The organism is Anabaena sp. UHCC 0451 (genome assembly GCF_034931405.1).
In the GTDB taxonomy this organism is placed as follows: domain Bacteria; phylum Cyanobacteriota; class Cyanobacteriia; order Cyanobacteriales; family Nostocaceae; genus RDYJ01.
On record NZ_JAYGHA010000031.1, the window covers coordinates 48,805 to 63,365 of the forward strand.

Genomic DNA, 14,561 nt, shown 5'->3' on the forward strand with positions numbered 1-14,561 from the left:
TGAGATTGCATAGAAAATGAGAATCAAACAATTAATATCTCCATTCCTAATACTGATATTAATGATAATAACTACCAGTTGTAATCAAAAAGAATATGATTGTCATGTTTATCTTATGGATTGCGAACGCGAACCTAATTAATATTATGAAAGGCAAACTAACAGTAGAAGCGATCGCCCACATTTAGCACCCCCAAATTCTTAAAGGAAACCATGAAAAACATCTTAGTAAAGACCACAACATTAGCAGTGATTACAGTATTATCCTTGAGTTGGCAGAACCAAGCATTAGCACAACAAACCCAAGGAGAAAAGTTAGTAAATTCCATACAGTCTGTAGCACAAGTCAAACGTCAACTCAAAGAACTTTTTACAAACTTAAATCAATGTGGTACAGGTGGTTGTTTTAATGGTATATCCACCGATATCTGTGAATTAGTTGGGGCATTGGATGTCAAGGTAGACGGTAAAATTGTAGGTACGATGTCTGGTGCTGGTGACACAAAACTCCCTATTTCAGCATCAGATTTAAAATTGATGAAAAAAATCTTCAGTCAGTGCAAACCCACTAATTATCAATATTGGAACTGGGAATATGTACTGCACGTTGGCTATGATCCCACACCCCAAATAGACAAAGAAATCCGCGCTGCTTTGGGCGCACCTAAACCACGATAATTCAGGTTCTTAGAGGAAATTAAATTATGCGTTCGCTCTTACTAAATTATTGAGGGAAATTTAGCGATCGCCCCAACATCATCAACATCATATTTATTTTATGAACCAGACACCAGAAAGCCTACAACAAATTGAAAATAACTTTCATGAACTAATGAGACAACGCGCCAGGGATTTAATTGATAGTCAAAACTTGGAACTCCCCAAACTAGAATTTAACATGAATCAAGAAAAACAATGGTTTCCAATTCCAGGGATGTACGGTGGTTTTAGTTATTGGTGGGAACAAGAAACTCTGATTACTGAGAGTTGGTGCAGAATCGTCGGCGGTTCTGGTCAAAGACACAAAATCACTACACAAGGCATTGAGTTATTGGAAGAGGGGTTTGTATAGCAGTTTATAAAAGAGTGATCGCCCCCGTCACCACCTCCCCTAATTCTTGAGGGAAAACCTACCAAGATGATAAAACATGAGTGAACCCCAAAAACCGCTAACCAAATTTAATCCATCGGGAGAAGAACAAAATCTAAATGCCAGTGCCATTGTAGTTCAAAGTTCTAGCTTAAAGTATTTTATTGAATTGAGAACTACAGCACTAATTGATTATATGTTAAAAATATATACAACCAGTAATTCTGCTTATACTAGAAAAAGTATTAGTGATTGGTTAAGCATCAGAAATAAATCAGGATTCTATAAAGAATTATCGCCCAATTTACATTTAGCTTACGCTGATCAAAGAGACGGACACGCTACACAACATTGGTGGAAATTGTTTTTCAATGACGATTATAAACCAAGTATATTAAGTCATATAAAAATTGAACTTAACTTGGTTAAAAGTCAAAATTCACCAGATGATAGTAACTCACAATTTCAATGGGGAGGGTTAAATTTTAGGTCAAAAACAGAAGTAAGAATAGCTCACGCCTTACACAGTCAACGGATTTTATTCTTTGCTAATAGTCGGGCTTATATGGATTTAACTGACTTACCTATTTCTAATAGTGATAATCAATCTAAGGAAAGAGTAGAAATTGATTTTTTGGTATTCTACAAACAAAAGTGTATGATTCTAGAAGTTGATGGAGTACATCATCAGCAATCAGCACAAATAACCAGGGACTACCGCAGGGATAGGGTTTTACTGCGTGATGGTATTCGGACTGTCAGATTTGATGCTAGTGAGTGCTATAACCGTCCTATGGATGTTGTTACCGAATTTCTCAATCTGTTTTAGGGTTTATGATTTACTATTTAGCGATCGCATCTTACAGGTGTTCTTGAGGGAAACCAAGTGATATACAGTTGAGGTTCAACATATCAATTACCATACAAAGCAGATATAATAACTATTTAGACAAACATAATATTAATAATTATAGAGATGAAATTTATTTTTGTTTACGTCACTTGTAAAGACCGTGCTGAAGCCCTTAAAGTAGGTAAAGCCGTAGTAGAAGCCCGTCTTGCTGCCTGTGCAAATATCATTGACGGCATGGACAGTATTTATTGGTGGAAAGGTGAATTACAGGTAGAAAAAGAAGCTGTTTTAATAATGAAATCCCGCAGTGATTTATTTGCAGAACTCAAGGAGAAAGTAAAATCAGTGCATTCTTATGAAGTGCCTTGTATAGTGGCTTTACCAATTGAACAAGGAAATCAGGATTACCTGAATTGGCTAATGGCAGAAACCAAGACTACAGATATCAACAAATAACTAATATTTAGGTTCATTGTTTTACCTCGTTCTTGAGGGAAACTATGATAGTGGCGAGTTGCGATCGCCTATTCAAAATAACACCATCATCATTAATTATGACCATTGAATCCAACAAACAAGTTGTATTGAGTTACGTTGAAGCATTTAACCGATGTGATTTAGAAACACTAAAGGGTTTATTTACACCAGATGCCTTAGTGTATGGTGTTTTGGGATGGGGGGAATTAGATAAAGTCATACCTATTTGGCAAGAGCTTCATCAGGCATTTGGCATCAAATTGACTGTAGAAGAAATCATAGCAGAAGGTGATACCGTCGCCGTGCGTTATACAGAAAGCGGCGTATTCATTGGGGACTTTAGAGGCCATAAATCAACAGGTAAGCAATACGAGCTAGTTGCTATGGAGTGGTTTACACTGCAAGATGGTAAAATTCATCGTCGCTGGGGTGCGCGTGATTCTGCATCTCAAGCTCGTCAAATCGGTATGCCACTTGCATAATTAGCAGTAAAAATAGTCCCCAATTCTTGAGGGAAACTATGATATAGGACTCCTATATTAGTAAAAATAGTGTCTTTTGTAAGAATCACTGATATCATTACTATATGGTATTACACAACACACCTGTTTAAGAGTGATTATGGAATATTTACATTTTGAAATATTTACAGATCGTCTATTAATAAAAGCGATTTCACTCAAATATAAAGAAGAAATTTTTCGGGAATTCACCCCAAAAATTGCTACTTATTTATATGCTGCTCCAGCTAAAGAAATTGAGGGTACTGAATTTTTCATTAATCAATCTTTACTAGAAATGCAAAAAGGAGAGAATTTAATAGTTGTAATTCTCAAGAAAGATTCCCAGGAATTTTTAGGATGTAGTGGGATAAATGATCTACAAACTCCACATCCACAAACTGGTATTTGGTTAAAAAAAATAGCACATGGTCAAGGTTATGGAACAGAAGTAATTAAAGCTTTAAAAGAATGGGCAGAACAAAATTTAGATTATGAATATTTAAGATACCCTGTAGCTCGAGAAAATACAGCAAGTAGGAGAATTCCCGAAAAACTAGGTGGTCAAATAAACCGAGAATATAGTTACACTAATTTGAGTGGTAGGGTGTTAAATATTATCGAATATATAATGCCCAAACCCATAATTGATAAGGGTGTAGGGCTGTAGGAATATCAGGGTTTAGAGGAAAAGCTTCCCTTTCTAATTTGGACTTACGGCAAATTTATGATTCCAAACAGTCAGTTTCAAACAAAATTAGCTGACGCAAGAATGAGGGTTACAGTGTTATTGACGGCAAACTTATGGGTAAAGTCACAGAATGGGAATTATTTATGCAAGTGTGGGAAGAAGCGTAAGATTTCCTCTATGTGGTGATTTTACACTGGAAATTAATTAATTTTTCTTAATGTTACTAAATATACTTTTAGGTATTGGTTTCTATGAAATAATCTATACCTAAATCAAATTTATCTGTTAAAAGTTACCACAAATGTAGAACGAAAGAATAAAGATTTTACTCATCTTCTGTCATCTTAGAAACTGAGGTTTTGTGCTATTTGTTGCTCACGGCACTGTCCATAGATTTACGCCAATTAGGAAAATAAAGAGGTGCAAAAATGACTGGCAGTAAAAAAATTGAAATTCGCAAATTAGATTCAATGAGGGTGGGCATGGTTTCATTTTACTCTTTAGCTAGTAGTAATCAAACTGCCTTGGTTCATGTTTCTGGTAACTTTATAGATGATATGTTTGTCCACAGACATCAAACAGATCAGTTATTAGTGGTGAAGGGACAAATTGTAATAACTACTTTACAAAATCGTGAATATCAATATACATTTTTGAGTGAAAAAGAACCAACAATTATTACCATTCCTCCAGGGGTATTGCATGGTGCAATCAATCTTAGTCAAGAACCTTGTATAGTTGTCAATGCTGTTTTACAGCACGGGCAAAGCGATGAAAAAGATTATCGTCCGGTGAAACCTCCTTTACCTTATGATATAGATTGGGCAAAACAATTATTTAGAGAACATAGTTTTTCTAATTGATTTATAGTATCAACAATTGCTCTGTTAATCCCCAATACCATTTTTTCCCACTAGAATCATTGCCAAGGTTGTCCTCACAAATCCCACACCTCTTTATTGAATAGCGATAGCTTTGGTCAGTGGAGCGATCGCCCGAATTCCTGAGTCAAACAAATCTTGAATTTTTATAGATGCACACCGGTTGTAAAAAATGCGGGTTTAGCTAAGAATTATAAGAATTAGGCTAACCAGCAAGAAGAAAATCAGTTATAACTTATTGAGAAGATGCAGCAGGGTCAACTTCTTCACCAAACCACAGAACAGCATAACCCCCATAAATACCTATACCCAAAGCTTGCCAGGGTCTATTTTGCCACATACCTTGATTAAGGATAACTGCATTATGGGCGCTGCTGGTTTTCCAAGACTCTAAAGCGGAATTTGCACTAGCTTTGTATCCTCCTGAACCACCATGAGCATTTTCGTAACCATTACCAGGGTAGGGAGTTCCAAAACGCTGGGGAGCTTTCCACATACAATCATAGGTTGCTCGGTTAGAGGCATTATAAGGACAATTACTCCAACCGTGTGTTAGTGTTTTAATATTCTTTTGTAAGTCTTGCACATGACGATTGGCCACCAAAGTTAAAGATGAAGAAAAGGGAATTGCAGGTAGACCATTTTGGGCGCGATACTGATTGACTAAATTGTATAAACGCTGTTCTTCAGAATCTAGACCATCTCCAACACAGGATCTAGAAGTGACAATTTGCTGACCATTACATTCTTGCTGATTATTAGCAGTAACAGTATTATTACTATTAGTAGGCTGTGAATTTGGTGGAGTTTGGGAACTGGAAACTCTGAACTGTGAATTTCCACGTCTAGTCACTGCTTCATTTAGTATTCTGCCTGTTTGTGAGTCACGAACACGCCAAGGATGAGTTATATAAGTCCGTTGTCTGTAAGATTGTCCTGGACGGAGAGTATAATACTTAACTTCCTCACATTGGTAATTCACCCAATAAATATCAACTTGACGATTAGTGTCATTAATAAATGTTATCCTGGCTTGTCTGTTTCCCTCTTTGGAACACTGAGAGGTATTTTGAGCTAGGGTCTTAGCTGGAGTAGCTGCAATCGTCGTAGATGATAATTTGGGATTTAATGCTGTATTAGTATTAAAACATATCACAGATACAACAGTACCAAAACCAACCGCTCTACAGATAAATGAACGCATTTTATTCATAAATTACTTCACACTTCAATAGATAACCTGATATTCAGGATACACTTACATGAAGTGTTTGATGATAAATATTACATTGCTAATTGCTTATAAAAAGTATAGAATAATATAAGTATTATAGAAAATTATCGTCTCAGACACTTTGAGGCAATTGAGTAAGTGTTTAATAATTTTTGAGCATTTTAGTTAGCGATGCCTACGGCGAGCGTAATCGCGATCGCACCCCGTCAACATCACACCTCATTCTTGAGGGAAACTATGATAGGAGCGATAGCGAAGCGCTCCGCAGGAATCGCCCATAAACCACACCTACCAAATTCTTAGGGGAAACCCATGATCCACGACCTCAACATGGCAGACACGGAATATGCCGAATTAGTAGCACAGGGTTATAATCCTCACCTTGAATTAGAGTTAATTGAATTGGGTGAAACTCAACAACAGGCCAGGAAGTTATCGCGTATTGTGGGACTGGTGCAGCAAAAACCCCCTGAAACCGATGAAGATTGGGAACAATTTATGCAGGTGTGGGAAGATTAAGAGTAAATTTACCCCAAGAGAATTTCTATGATACCCAGACTAACAAACAACAAACTAGGAAACAAAACTAAAATCGTTGGTAACTAAATTTAAGTTAGTAACATTTTCAACAAACCCAATAAGTTCGGTGGTATTTCTCAAGAAAATTGCTGTTCCTTCTTTATTTCCAAGGGAATAATTTGTGTCTAATTCATACAAGCGACGATTGCCATAAAGTTGGATTTTGTCTTCTGTGTTAAAATCCCTGATAATAGCGTAGTCTTCTAATCTATTACCTCTATAAAATACATTTTGCTCATTTCCTAACACAAAAGTATCTTGACCTACACCCCCATTTAAAATGTCAATTTCTCCTTTTCCGGGCTTATTGGTAAAAGGATTAACTCCCACTAAGATATCATTACCTCTGCCACCATAAATATCATCGTTACCTTCTAAACCAACAATGTAATCATCACCAGCACGTCCATTAATTTTATCCCAACCTGAAGTACCAAACAAAGAATCATTAATATTTGTACCCCTAATAGGATTCAGGTCAAAGGAAATATTATAGGTAATGTTTTGTGATACTTCTTCAGCAGATTTAAATTCTTCTTCTAAATCTTCCAAATTTAAATTATCGGGTATATCTAAATTCCTAAGATTGAAAGTACCACCAAATTCAAAAGTATGGGATTCTGGAGATAACGCAGCTAATTTGATTGTTGCATGAAAACCATCAGCATAGGCATTTCTTACAATTTGACTGTCCAAACCCAGAATATTATCATTGGGGAGATTATAGAAAAACTTCTGAGATTGTTGTCTATATCTTTCTAATCCTTGTATTTCAACATCATCAATAAATAAAGAAAGATTACCACCATTTCTTTCTAGTGCTGTATCTGCTACGGCTTGAGTAAGTCCTTTAATCTGTCGGTCACTAAACCCCGGTAATTGAACATTATCCCACTGATTATTAATCAATGGTATGAAAAAATATTCATATCCCTGATTTGGTGCAAGTTTAACATTGCGGATGATTTCATCACTGGGAATATCTACTGATTCCCCAAATTTACCTACAGCATAGAATACCGGAGGTATTTGATTTGTTTGGGCTTTTCCCCCTTGACGATCATTATTTTCATCAAAAAAGAAAGGATTATCTGGTGTTGGAATATTATAAACATATTGCCACCATTTAACAGATAATTCTGTTTGGGACATTTTATTAACCCGCTCTTGTGGTCTCAATACACTAGAAGTAACTAAATCATTATTCATCTTGATTTTATCCTTTAAATGGCGTTCATATTCCTGCCTCTAATCATATTGTTGGTTATAAAGTCAAGTTTAATTTGTTGCGTCAAAATGACATAATTAAATCAATAATTAACTAATCAATATTTGATTTAGTATTAAAAGTGTAATAATTAATGTTATGACAGTATTTTCAACACCACAGTAATCTAATAATAACATGGTTGTTGGTCTTTATTGTTTATTGATAGAGCAACTGTACTAATATTAATGTGGTAGGCGATCGCATATCCTCAAAGTTTTGTAATTCAAGACTAAGACAACAATTTTATCCAATTGATGCTAATAAAAATCAACGCTATTTGTAGTGTAAGATAGTTTGTAAATATTTTTATCCATTCGTCTGTGTTCATCCTTAATTCAATCAAATCTTTATTCATTAGGTTCATATTATCAGGGTAGCATAAAACCGTTAATGCCCTATATCTAATTTCCTTCATCTGCGGTGACAAAAACAACTCTGCTGATTCTTTGGCGATTTTTTCATGCAATAACCAATCCGATTTTAAATCATTCACAAAACTGTTGAATTTGTCTAACATACTCATGATTACCCCTATATTATCATCTTGATTTTTAATCATTTCCCCAATAGTTGGTATCAAGTTCTCTACAATAGAATCAATATTATTAGTAATACATTGATCACCGTAGGCTAATAAATCAGCAAATAGTTGGTAGTTCCTGGTTTTATGTCTCAATTTTTCATAATCCCTAAAACTCACTGCCATATTAGTTTTTAAGTATTTCCACAGACTAATATTTAGTTTTTGAAGTCGTTGCTTTTTGGCTTTAGCTACAAAAACTTCAATATCTTCCTGACTGTATTTACCTACTCTCAATTCACAGGTGCTAATTTCCGGTACTGCTTTATGATGCACAAAACTAGCGGTGATTTCTTTACCGTTTCGTAAATGACCTTTTCTTAAAAACACAGGTTCATTACATACGGGGCATTTTAAAAAACCATAATAATCTTGATAATCAGCCTTTGATGCCTCTATGAGTTCACCACCGATTTTAGTTAATAGTGCGTACTCCATTTAGATTCCCAAGTCTTCAAAATAGGCTTTAATATGTTTCTCCAAATCTTGAAATGCAAGTTCTATAGTAGGATAACTACTTTTACCTTCATAAACTGTTCCACCATAATCATAAGCTCTGACAAAAGAATCAATATATTCTCTGTCTCCAATTTCTATCCAACCTTGTTCTTCTACAAAACGGTTAAGATAAGGATATTTTTCTTCAAAACTGTTAGCTTTTGGCATCTTGGTAATTACTCACTCACGGCATCAAGAAATTCCTGTTTACCTTCTTTGAGGGTATCTTTAACTTCAGCTTCTATTTCAGAACTAATTTTATCAGTTTCCACCATATAGGAGAAAAACTTTTTAAAAGAACCCATGTAAGATTTAGTGCTGCTTTCAGATGCCCACATTGCTTTATGTGGAAAATAATTTAATAGAAAATCATAAACATCTTGGTCATCTGCTTCATCAAGTTTTTGCAATGGTTCATAGCCAACAAGATATTCAGCAAAAAACTCAATATTTAAGATGTGGTTTTTTATCGTTTTAGTTGAAAGATTAGCTTTCTCTAGCCATACTTTAAACCCTTCTATAATTGGTTGATTATACTTTTGGATTTTGGCTACTTCTTTATCAAAGTCACTCATAATATCTTGTAATTTAGATAATTAAGCACGTTTTGCTAACAATGTAGAACTATCACCATAATGAAATTTAATTTTTCCTGTGAGGGTATTTTTATCTTGGAATTTTAACCAACCACTACCAGAAGCTTCATCATTTTCATCATTACCATCCCAAGTAAATTCTAATTTTTGACCGTTACCATCTTTAACAACATCACCATCAATATATCCAGTAACTAAGCCAAATTGAAACTCCCCATTTCCTTTTTCATCAATTTTAATATAAGCCTGTACTTCCATATTAAAATATTCTTCATCCCAATTGGACATTTCATAAATATGCCAAGTTCCAGTAAATTCCATGATTTTATACTCCTGATTTAAACATTTACTATATCAGTTTTTTTGTGAATTTTTTTCATCTTCCCCAGTGATTAATTGAAAAATATCATTAGGATGGTTATTATCATCTGGTTCAATAATAGCTTCATCAGAAAACCCAGCAGCGTCAAATTGAGATTTAATAGATTTCAAGTCAATTCGTGTCAAATAAGATAGTTTATTTGATAAACCATGAATTGTTGTTCGACAAGTAGATGAATGTTGCTTAGAGTAAGCTAAATCATTAGCAAGTACCCATAAAGCTAACATATAAACATCTTGAGGAAACTGAATAGAAATTGTTTTTAATTCAGAGACTCTTACTACTTTACGTTCGTTTATATACATTTGTATTCTCTCCTAACATTACATGAATTCAATTTATTTACAATACCAACCTTTGCTGTAACCGTGTATATCGTCGCATATCATCAGTAGAACGCACAGCTAAGGATATAGCTTTTTTTGACCCAATAACAATTGCTAATTTTTTAGCACGAGTTAAACCTGTATAAAGTAGATTCCGAGTAAGCATCATATAATGTTGCATATACAAAGGCAAAATCACCACCGGGTACTCAGAGCCTTGACTTTTATGAATAGAAACACTCCACGCTAGAGTAATTTCATTCAAGTCGGCATAATCATAAACTACTGAACGTTCGCCATACTGCACATTTACTTCTTGTTCAACTGTGTCGATCGCAGTGATAATGCCCAAATCACCATTAAACACTTCCCTTTGATAATCGTTAGTCTGCTGAATTATTCTGTCACCTACCCGTAATGTCATCCCACCCCTGGTAATTTCCACTTTATCGGGACTTTTAGGATTAATTAATTCCTGCAATACAGTATTTAGATTGCGAGTACCTACCAATCCCCTTGACATCGGACAAAGCACTTGTACATCGGTAGCGGGGTTAAATCCTAATTTTGGAATTAAGTCTGTAATTAATTCACAAATTGTTTGTACACCGTGTTCTGCTTCAAATCCCCCTCCATGCCACAAACAGTCAGAAACTGGGGAATTATTGATTGGTTCGATTGTGGGATACTGACCCCGGTTAATTTGATGAGCAGCAGTAATAATTGCACTCTGTTGAGCCTGACGAAATACCTGAGTTAATCGCACCACTGGGACTCTGCCAGAATTTATCAAATCAGCAAGGATACTACCTGGTCCTACTGACGGTAACTGGTCAATATCTCCTACCAATAAAAGTTGTGCGCCGGCGCAAACTGCTTTGACTAAGGCGTATGCTAAAAACAAATCTAACATACTGGCTTCATCAACAATAATTGCAGTTTGAGGTAACGGATTATCACTATCGGCTTTAAAACCTCTACTCCTGGGGTCAAATTCCAATAAACGATGTATGGTTTTTGCTTCTAAACCAGTCATTTCCGCCAAACGTTGTGCTGCCCTTCCCGTTGGTGCAGCTAAAGCAATGGATTTACCCATGGCCTTCCATAAACTGACTATGGTATGGGTAGTGAAAGTTTTGCCGACTCCTGGACCCCCTGTAAGAATCATGATCGGGGAATAAGCGGCCATTTCTACAGCTTCCTGTTGCTGTTGGGAAAGTTCAATTTTTTGACTTTGTGTAAATCTTTCTAGCCAAGCACGAACACGGGGAATATCAGTAGTAACAGGTTTATTCAAACGTTCATGTATAAGTTCTGCTAAGTTTTTCTCTGTATAATAATAGGTAGGTTTGTAGCAAAGTAATGTATCTCCATCCTGTTCTCTGATTAACTCATCTTTCAAAGCCATGTCCGCGATAGTTTGAGCGATCGCTTCCTTGGTTGGTTCATGAGATTCAGTAGTCAGCAGTTTAATTACCGATTCAATTAGTTCTGGCTGTGGTAGGTAACAATGACCATCTTCTGCGGCTTCACTCAAAGCATGAACAAGTCCGGCACAGTAACGAAACTGGGAATCAGGTGCAACTCCTAAATTACGGGCTATTTTATCAGCAGTGAGAAAACCAATACCATAGATGTCAGTCGCTAATTGGTAGGGATTATTGGTGACAATAGCGATCGCTTTATCGCCATACTGTTTATAAATTTTGACTGCATAGATAGTAGAAACGCCATGACCTTGCAGAAACACCATTACTTCTTTAATAGCTTTTTGAGTCTCCCAGGCAGTTTGTATAAGCTTAATCCGTTTTTTGGCGATGCCGTTAACTTCAATTAAACGGTCAATTTGATTTTCAATGATTTCTAGGGTTTCTACTCCAAAATGGGCAACAATCCTTTTTGCAGTGACGGGACCCACACCTTTAATTAATCCACTGCCCAAATATTTTTCAATACCCGTAAGTGTAGCTGGTTTAGTTTCTTTATAATTGATTACCTGAAATTGTGGTCCATATTGGGGATGTTCACGCCAAAAACCTGTTAGTTGTAGTGTTTGTCCGGGTTGAATATTAGCAAAGCTGCCGACAATAGTTGTTAAATCTTTGATACTAGAGCGAGTTAAGCGTGCCACTGTGTAACCAGACTCCTCTGAGTAAAAAGTGAGTCGTTCTACTACTCCCGTAATTGTTTCTTGGGGAACAGAAGCATTAATTTGTTGGGAAGTCGGGTTTGGTACAGTGGACATTGTTCGCTTAAATTATGGTATAACCATGAAAAAGTAATATATTAAAACCATTTTTTGACCAATCTATTTAACTTTAATCATCATCAGGTTTTTTCAACTCTATCGTCCATTCATCTTCTATAAAACATACTATATATTCCTCTTCTTGTTCTGGAGGTTGACCATGAGATTCTAAAACTTGTGATTCTTGTATTTCCCCATGATCAGTGTCAATTTTTTCTAGATATAAATCAAATTCCCATTCATTCCGTAAATCAAAGATAAATTGTAAATGATTTTCTATTTCTAGGGATAAATCACCTAAACGAAAATCACTAGTATCAGGGTTAAATTCTAATTCAGGATGGTCAAATTCAAGAATTCTGCCTGTGCGGTCTTGGTAGATAAATCTATACAGGTGTTCTGTGTCAAAATCAAAAGCTTCGGCAATTGCTGTAGCTACTTCATCTAAATTCCAATGACTAGGAATAGCAATGCGTCGCCAAACATCCTGTAAAGTGACTTTAAATATATAAATACCTTCAGTAAAACCGCCTTCTGCAATCACTAAAGTTTGTGACCATTCAGGGAAATAGGGTTGAAAATAAGGTTTTAAAGTATCAAAAGCTATCCTAAAATCTAACCGAAATTTGGCATAATCTTCTATTTGGATATTTGTACGGCTTTCTATTAATATAGCCATAATTGCATTACCCAAAGGCAAAGGTTTAACATCAGTAAATCGCCAGCCTTTAGCGGGTTGTGGTTGTCCTGATGTTAGTTCAATTAAACCAAATAAATGCAAAAGAGCGAGATTATGAAACCCAGGGAAATAACCTAATTTATCTTGTTCTGAGTAATTACTAAATTTTAATCCTGCTTCTGGCATATCTTCCCAAAATAATAAACAGCGATATGCTTGGTCAAACATATCTCTTTCGTCACCTAATAGTTTATTATCTCCCCAAACTAACCAAGATTCTAATAGTGTAAAATATTGTTCTGTGGGGTTAAGATTCTGCCAAATTTGCAGAATTTTCGGGTCTAAAACTAATTTAGGTTTTTTACCTGTGGTAATTAGTTGAGATAGTCCAGAAGCGCGGAGAAGGAAATAAAGACCGTGAATATAAGGGTAAGATTTTTGGACAGGACGTTTAAAATTAATGTCTATGGGAAAACTTAATTGAGAGTTAAGTTGCTGGAGGTATTTAAGGGAGAATTGGTGATGAGTGCTACTAACTTCAACGCCATCGGGTTGGAGAAATTCTAAAATAGTTTGAAAATCTTTTAAAATTGTGCCTGGGATCTGTTGACTAATAATTTGTTGTTGAAGTAGTTGTTTTTTATCTGCCGTTAGTGGTAGTTTATCTCGGATTTTATTGGGAATGATAGAAAATAGTTTATCCATCTGATTTGAGAAAAGAAATTTATTCAACTACGAGTTTTTATTTGCAGGATAGTTTCAAACTTTTCGATATTTAGCCCATCACTATTTACTAAAAATTTCTTCTAATGTTAGGGGTTTACCCGCAAGTTCAGAAGCCAAATCTCTGAGTTTAAATAGAGTTTCAAAATGTCCACGATCTAACTGTCCCTTTTTGGCAGATGACAGAGTTCTTTTGTCTAAACCCGTCATTTCCTTAGCTTTTTGAATAGATATGTTTTTGTCTTCTGTCCAATAACCAGAAAGGTCAACATACTTAGGTTTATCTTGATACTTTTCTGGATCATTGTTTTCTGCAATCTTTGGTTTTTTACCAACAACATTTAGTGGTGGATCAAACCATTCAATTAATGCTGTTTCAATTTCTGGTAATAAATCCGGTGAGTCAACAAAAAGGTAAGCAATACGTATATTTCCTATTGACTCCAATTATTCATATTTATGATGATTTTGCCATCTAGCTCTAGGGTTAACTGAACGGCCAATATACTGAATTGTATCTGTAGAGTCAATAGCAAAGTATATTGCTGGATTTTTAGGGAAAGCTGTTTTTGCAGCTAGGGGAAGCCAAGGCAGCGATGCAAGATTAATCTCTGTTGGATTCTTCATTAGCTATTAATTCATCCCATATCTGGTTAACTTTGGCGTTAATGGCATCCATTGTGATGGATTCACCTTCATGATTAAGACGCTGACAGGCTTCATAAAACAAAATCATTTGCTCGACCTGTGCGCCCTCTGTCCGACCTTGACGCTCGGCTATTCGTGACAAAATTTCTCTGATTTCCCTATCAAGTTTGTAATTAACACGGTCAGTTGGTCGGTTTCTTCTTGGTCTTCCCACAATAGCTATTGTCATATTTACGCTTTTATTAAAGCAAAATACATCAGCTTTTTCTTATCATACAGCTTTTTGTGTATTTTATCTGTACAAAA

Annotated in this window: 20 protein-coding genes; 8 read left to right on the forward strand and 12 right to left on the reverse strand. The window is 35.5% G+C overall.

Translation table 11 applies throughout. The features are described from left to right. Positions 1-213: 213 nt before the first annotated feature. The 7 genes from VB694_RS19945 to VB694_RS19975 all read left to right on the forward strand — a co-directional run bounded on the left by VB694_RS19945 (position 214) and on the right by VB694_RS19975 (position 4,474). On the forward strand, positions 214-678 hold the full coding sequence (locus VB694_RS19945) for a hypothetical protein (RefSeq protein ID WP_323362076.1): 465 nt from the start codon (positions 214-216) through the stop codon (positions 676-678). A gap of 100 nt (positions 679-778) precedes the next feature. Next, the gene (locus VB694_RS19950) at positions 779-1,072 is read left to right on the forward strand and encodes a hypothetical protein (protein ID WP_323362077.1); all 294 of its coding nucleotides are present in this window, start codon (positions 779-781) and stop codon (positions 1,070-1,072) included. Between the two features lie 76 nt (positions 1,073-1,148). Continuing rightward, the gene (locus VB694_RS19955; RefSeq protein ID WP_323362078.1) at positions 1,149-1,919 is read left to right on the forward strand and encodes a DUF559 domain-containing protein; all 771 of its coding nucleotides are present in this window, start codon (positions 1,149-1,151) and stop codon (positions 1,917-1,919) included. 147 nt (positions 1,920-2,066) lie between these two features. Then, on the forward strand, positions 2,067-2,399 hold the full coding sequence (gene cutA / locus VB694_RS19960) for a divalent-cation tolerance protein CutA (RefSeq protein ID WP_323362079.1): 333 nt from the start codon (positions 2,067-2,069) through the stop codon (positions 2,397-2,399). Positions 2,400-2,443: 44 nt separating this feature from the next. Further along, the gene (locus VB694_RS19965) at positions 2,444-2,902 is read left to right on the forward strand and encodes an ester cyclase (protein ID WP_323362080.1); all 459 of its coding nucleotides are present in this window, start codon (positions 2,444-2,446) and stop codon (positions 2,900-2,902) included. A gap of 139 nt (positions 2,903-3,041) precedes the next feature. Continuing rightward, a complete protein-coding gene (locus VB694_RS19970; protein WP_323362081.1) occupies positions 3,042-3,590 on the forward strand; it encodes a GNAT family N-acetyltransferase in 549 nt (182 codons plus the stop codon). Positions 3,591-4,039: 449 nt separating this feature from the next. Beyond that, complete coding sequence (locus tag VB694_RS19975; protein ID WP_323362082.1) at positions 4,040-4,474, forward strand: cupin; 435 nt, start codon at positions 4,040-4,042, stop codon at positions 4,472-4,474. A 253-nt stretch (positions 4,475-4,727) separates the two neighbouring features. Here the strand turns inward: VB694_RS19975 and VB694_RS19980 are convergent, their stop codons facing one another. Next, a complete protein-coding gene (locus VB694_RS19980) occupies positions 4,728-5,705 on the reverse strand; it encodes a CAP domain-containing protein (protein ID WP_323362083.1) in 978 nt (325 codons plus the stop codon). 333 nt (positions 5,706-6,038) lie between these two features. Between VB694_RS19980 and VB694_RS19985 the strand changes: the two genes are divergently transcribed. Further along, on the forward strand, positions 6,039-6,245 hold the full coding sequence (locus VB694_RS19985) for a hypothetical protein (protein WP_323362084.1): 207 nt from the start codon (positions 6,039-6,041) through the stop codon (positions 6,243-6,245). A 54-nt stretch (positions 6,246-6,299) separates the two neighbouring features. On the opposite strand, the gene VB694_RS19990 is transcribed toward VB694_RS19985, so the two are convergent. The 11 genes from VB694_RS19990 to VB694_RS20040 form a co-directional block, all read right to left on the reverse strand. Beyond that, positions 6,300-7,457, reverse strand: a complete 1,158-nt coding sequence (locus VB694_RS19990) for a hypothetical protein (protein ID WP_323362085.1) — start codon at positions 7,455-7,457, stop codon at positions 6,300-6,302. Between the two features lie 347 nt (positions 7,458-7,804). Further along, the gene (locus VB694_RS19995) at positions 7,805-8,593 is read right to left on the reverse strand and encodes a hypothetical protein (protein WP_323362086.1); all 789 of its coding nucleotides are present in this window, start codon (positions 8,591-8,593) and stop codon (positions 7,805-7,807) included. Then, positions 8,594-8,821, reverse strand: coding sequence for a hypothetical protein (locus VB694_RS20000; protein WP_323362087.1), 228 nt, complete (start codon positions 8,819-8,821; stop codon positions 8,594-8,596). Between the two features lie 8 nt (positions 8,822-8,829). Further along, positions 8,830-9,228, reverse strand: a complete 399-nt coding sequence (locus VB694_RS20005) for an integrase (RefSeq protein WP_323362088.1) — start codon at positions 9,226-9,228, stop codon at positions 8,830-8,832. 21 nt (positions 9,229-9,249) lie between these two features. Beyond that, complete coding sequence (locus VB694_RS20010) at positions 9,250-9,570, reverse strand: hypothetical protein (RefSeq protein WP_323362089.1); 321 nt, start codon at positions 9,568-9,570, stop codon at positions 9,250-9,252. Between the two features lie 33 nt (positions 9,571-9,603). Next, positions 9,604-9,936: a hypothetical protein gene (locus tag VB694_RS20015; RefSeq protein WP_323362090.1), complete on the reverse strand. Its 333-nt coding sequence runs from the start codon at positions 9,934-9,936 to the stop codon at positions 9,604-9,606. A gap of 37 nt (positions 9,937-9,973) precedes the next feature. Then, positions 9,974-12,202 (reverse strand): ATP-dependent RecD-like DNA helicase, encoded by a 2,229-nt coding sequence (locus VB694_RS20020; RefSeq protein WP_323362091.1) that lies wholly within the window; start codon positions 12,200-12,202, stop codon positions 9,974-9,976. A gap of 73 nt (positions 12,203-12,275) precedes the next feature. Then, the gene (locus VB694_RS20025) at positions 12,276-13,589 is read right to left on the reverse strand and encodes an IS1096 element passenger TnpR family protein (protein ID WP_323362092.1); all 1,314 of its coding nucleotides are present in this window, start codon (positions 13,587-13,589) and stop codon (positions 12,276-12,278) included. A gap of 81 nt (positions 13,590-13,670) precedes the next feature. After that, positions 13,671-14,054 (reverse strand): hypothetical protein, encoded by a 384-nt coding sequence (locus tag VB694_RS20030; RefSeq protein WP_323362093.1) that lies wholly within the window; start codon positions 14,052-14,054, stop codon positions 13,671-13,673. Continuing rightward, positions 14,055-14,234, reverse strand: coding sequence for a GIY-YIG nuclease family protein (locus VB694_RS20035; RefSeq protein WP_323362094.1), 180 nt, complete (start codon positions 14,232-14,234; stop codon positions 14,055-14,057). Continuing rightward, positions 14,212-14,484 (reverse strand): hypothetical protein, encoded by a 273-nt coding sequence (locus tag VB694_RS20040; protein ID WP_323362095.1) that lies wholly within the window; start codon positions 14,482-14,484, stop codon positions 14,212-14,214. Before VB694_RS20040 ends, VB694_RS20035 begins: the two co-directional genes overlap by 23 nt. Between the last annotated feature and the right edge of the window lie 77 nt (positions 14,485-14,561).

Excerpts from the sequence above, each read along its gene's own strand:
- VB694_RS19965 (WP_323362080.1), top strand. The coding sequence starts at position 2,444 with ATGATAGTGGCGAGTTGCGATCGCCTATTCAAAATAACACCATCATCA.
- VB694_RS20015 (WP_323362090.1), bottom strand. The coding sequence starts at position 9,936 with ATGTATATAAACGAACGTAAAGTAGTAAGAGTCTCTGAATTAAAAACA.
- VB694_RS19975 (WP_323362082.1), top strand. The coding sequence starts at position 4,040 with ATGACTGGCAGTAAAAAAATTGAAATTCGCAAATTAGATTCAATGAGG.
- VB694_RS20000 (WP_323362087.1), bottom strand. The coding sequence starts at position 8,821 with ATGCCAAAAGCTAACAGTTTTGAAGAAAAATATCCTTATCTTAACCGT.
- VB694_RS20010 (WP_323362089.1), bottom strand. The coding sequence starts at position 9,570 with ATGGAATTTACTGGAACTTGGCATATTTATGAAATGTCCAATTGGGAT.
- VB694_RS19955 (WP_323362078.1), top strand. The coding sequence starts at position 1,149 with ATGAGTGAACCCCAAAAACCGCTAACCAAATTTAATCCATCGGGAGAA.
- VB694_RS20040 (WP_323362095.1), bottom strand. The coding sequence starts at position 14,484 with ATGACAATAGCTATTGTGGGAAGACCAAGAAGAAACCGACCAACTGAC.
- VB694_RS20020 (WP_323362091.1), bottom strand. The coding sequence starts at position 12,202 with ATGTCCACTGTACCAAACCCGACTTCCCAACAAATTAATGCTTCTGTT.
- VB694_RS19970 (WP_323362081.1), top strand. The coding sequence starts at position 3,042 with ATGGAATATTTACATTTTGAAATATTTACAGATCGTCTATTAATAAAA.
- cutA (WP_323362079.1), top strand. The coding sequence starts at position 2,067 with ATGAAATTTATTTTTGTTTACGTCACTTGTAAAGACCGTGCTGAAGCC.
- VB694_RS19990 (WP_323362085.1), bottom strand. The coding sequence starts at position 7,457 with ATGTCCCAAACAGAATTATCTGTTAAATGGTGGCAATATGTTTATAAT.
- VB694_RS20025 (WP_323362092.1), bottom strand. The coding sequence starts at position 13,589 with ATGGATAAACTATTTTCTATCATTCCCAATAAAATCCGAGATAAACTA.
- VB694_RS20005 (WP_323362088.1), bottom strand. The coding sequence starts at position 9,228 with ATGAGTGACTTTGATAAAGAAGTAGCCAAAATCCAAAAGTATAATCAA.
- VB694_RS19950 (WP_323362077.1), top strand. The coding sequence starts at position 779 with ATGAACCAGACACCAGAAAGCCTACAACAAATTGAAAATAACTTTCAT.
- VB694_RS19980 (WP_323362083.1), bottom strand. The coding sequence starts at position 5,705 with ATGAATAAAATGCGTTCATTTATCTGTAGAGCGGTTGGTTTTGGTACT.
- VB694_RS19985 (WP_323362084.1), top strand. The coding sequence starts at position 6,039 with ATGATCCACGACCTCAACATGGCAGACACGGAATATGCCGAATTAGTA.
- VB694_RS19995 (WP_323362086.1), bottom strand. The coding sequence starts at position 8,593 with ATGGAGTACGCACTATTAACTAAAATCGGTGGTGAACTCATAGAGGCA.
- VB694_RS20035 (WP_323362094.1), bottom strand. The coding sequence starts at position 14,234 with ATGAAGAATCCAACAGAGATTAATCTTGCATCGCTGCCTTGGCTTCCC.
- VB694_RS19945 (WP_323362076.1), top strand. The coding sequence starts at position 214 with ATGAAAAACATCTTAGTAAAGACCACAACATTAGCAGTGATTACAGTA.